The following is a 2,846-nucleotide window of genomic DNA, read 5'->3' as shown; positions in this document are numbered from 1 at the left end:
GCCCAGATGGCGTTCCAGACCCTGACCGCCGACATGGTGTACTACACCAACAAGGGCACCACCGTCAACACTCCCGACGGCACTCAGGTTGTTGTGGGCGCCTCCGCCCCTGTGAAGGTCGCCAACAGCAAGACCGACGACTACCGCACCGTTTCCGCCGACCGTGACGAGGTGCAGCAGTTCTGCGAGAAGTATTTCTCCGATCTGTCTGTGAACAATAATGGCAGCGATGACTTCGGCCGTCCCTCCGAGCAGTGGAAGAACGGCTCCAAGGAGATCGGCACCTATGCTTCCACCGCCGATGCCTCCTACACCGAGGAAGTCAAGTCCAAGACCATCTACTCCGACCTGGGCCTGGGCGAGACCACCAAGGCCGACGTGATTGTGGACGGTAAGACCGCCGCCGACTTCACCGTGAAGAAGGGCGACGACACCAAGCTGGAGGCCAGCGGCAACGGCGTTCTGGTCGAGGCTTTTGTGGACAGCGATGACAACGTGACCCTCGTGGTTATCAACACCTATGTGGGTGAGGTTTCCAAGGTGGTCGACGCTGACAGCGTGAAAAAGGACGAGGAGCCCTACATCGAGATCGCCGGCCTGACCGGCAACGGTGGGAAGTTTGAGACCAACGCCTCCTTTGATGAGGATGACGTGGTGCTCTATACCGTGGCCGACGGCGACATCCAGACCGTGACCATGGCGAAGAAGATCGAGGATCAGGAAGTCACCTCCAAAACCGGAGACACCAAGTTTGTGGCCGACGGTGAAACCTACAAGTATAACAAGAATCACCGCACCTACGATATCACGCTGAAGAGCAGCGTTGATATTTATACCGATAACTACGGCTACGTGGTGTATGTGGAGGAGTATGAGGCTGGCTCCGCCAGCGTCGCTTTCGTGCTGAATTTCAAGACAAACAATGAAGGTTGGGACGGCGACACCGACAAGACCTATACCGCCAAGCTGCTCCTGACTGATGGCACTGTCATCGAGGCTGATACAGACGACAAGAACCCTTCTGCTTTTAAGAACAAATTTGTCTCCTACACCGTGGATGACGATGGCATCTACACTCTGAAAGCGAAGGATGTGACCTCCGATGCGGGTGACTCCATCTACCTGACCAAGGGCACCTCCAAGTTTGACATCAACGGTACCAACAATAAGGGTGGCGAGCGCTACGCCAACAGCAGCACCATCTTCCTGGTCTATGACGAGGAAGAGAAGGAGTACAGCGTCTACACCGGCATTGCCAATGTGCCCAGCATGGACGGCAAGGCCACCGTATATGTGAACTCCAAGGACGGCAAGCCCGGCAGCGTGGCCAAGTATGTCTTTATCTCCGCCGCCTCCGATGTGGTGTCCGACTCCAACAAGGCTCAGATCTATATCCTGGCCGGCAGCCAGTCCAAGCTGATCAGCGACAGCGAGAAGGGCGACTACTACACCTACGACGCTGTGATCGACGGCAAGATCACCACGGTCGACGTCGAGAAGGATTATGCTGAGAAGAATATCAAGAACGATATCGTGGCCAGCAGACTGACCATCAACAGCAAGGACGTGGTCACTAAGATCACCGAATACGAGAATGACACCAAGAAGGACGACTACTACATCTCCGGCGTGGGCACCAAGAAGACCACCGATGGTACCGTGGGCCTGACCCAGAATGGCTCCACCACCTACTATACCTATGCGAAGGATGTTGTTGTCTTCCGCATCGAGGAAGATGAGTTCAATACCTCCAGCATCAACTCCGTCCGCGACAGCGATGACGCCTTTAAGGCCATTGTAAAGGACGGCGAGGTTGTGGCCCTGTTCATCACCGAGAATGGTAAGGACGGCGGCAAGCCTGACATCAAGTCCGACTTCAAGTTTGATTCTATCTCCGCAAGCCGCGAGGAGAATGGAACCGTAAAGGTGACTGCCTCCTGTGCAGACATTAATGATTGGAATCTGAAGGATGCCGTGATCGAGTTCACTGTATCCAAGAACAACGGGGATGAGCAGACCTTCACCAAGAATCTTTCTGGAGTGAAGTCCTATGCTGATGTGATGAACGCGTTGACCGTACCTGGTCTCACCATCAGTGCAAACAGTACCGGCACCTATGATGTCAGTGTGCTGATCACCTTCAAGGGTGATAACGCTGACACCAACACTTACACCGTATCTGGCAGTTGCTCCTTCACCATCGCCTGACCGCGGTTGTGAAAGCATAACGAACCCCCTTCCGGATTTCCGGAAGGGGGTTCTCTTTTAACCCAATACTAAGTAGGTATAGTGCGCCCCCTTTTCGTTGAGCTGGCCCTCCGCGCTGGTGCCGCCGGAAGTAGAGCCTCCACTGGCCCAGCCGGTCACATACCAGGACAGGCTGTCCTCTCCCCAGGCCAGGCTGTCCTCTCCCCAGGCCAGGGACAGCACGCTGCCCATACCGGCGGTATCATTGGCCGCACCCTTTGTCCCCGGCCGCAGGAAGAGCGAGGTCGCCTGGTAACTCCCGCCCACCACCATGACCGCCAGCGGCCGGAAGGGGAAGTGCAGAACCGTCGCCTTCCCTTTCCCGTAATTGCCGTCTCCTGTGTAAGTTCCGACCACCTGGAGGCAGTTTCCCCGCGCTGCGATCGCTGAATCAATTTTTGCAAAATCCTCATTAAAGTCCATGCGGAGGAAGCTGTCCTCCGGCTCCCATTGGTGCAGGCGATAGTGTTCCGTATATTTTGCCATGCATATTACCCCCTTTGCAGGGAAAACAAACCCCGCACCCGGCGTACTCCCGGACGCGGGGGTTTTATTCTGCTGAACAGCCTGTAGGGGCGGCCTTTATGGCCGCCCGCGGG

The 2,846-nt window shown here is 56.0% G+C and carries 1 protein-coding gene and 1 pseudogene; one reads left to right on the top strand and one right to left on the bottom strand.

The window, feature by feature from the left end; all coding sequences use genetic code 11:
* Window positions 1-2,208: pseudogene (locus tag HMPREF0372_RS20025) on the top strand (hypothetical protein); the annotation flags it as partial.
* 57 nt (window positions 2,209-2,265) lie between these two features.
* Here the strand turns inward: HMPREF0372_RS20025 and HMPREF0372_RS05845 are convergent.
* Window positions 2,266-2,733 carry a hypothetical protein gene (locus tag HMPREF0372_RS05845; protein WP_007489783.1) on the bottom strand — a complete coding sequence of 156 codons (468 nt, stop codon included), beginning with the start codon at window positions 2,731-2,733 and terminating at the stop codon, window positions 2,266-2,268.
* Window positions 2,734-2,846: the final 113 nt, after the last annotated feature.

Source organism: Flavonifractor plautii ATCC 29863, from assembly GCF_000239295.1.
Taxonomy (GTDB): domain Bacteria; phylum Bacillota; class Clostridia; order Oscillospirales; family Oscillospiraceae; genus Flavonifractor; species Flavonifractor plautii.
The sequence above is the reverse complement of the archived record's forward strand: the minus strand, read 5'-3'. Positions and strand labels throughout refer to the sequence as shown.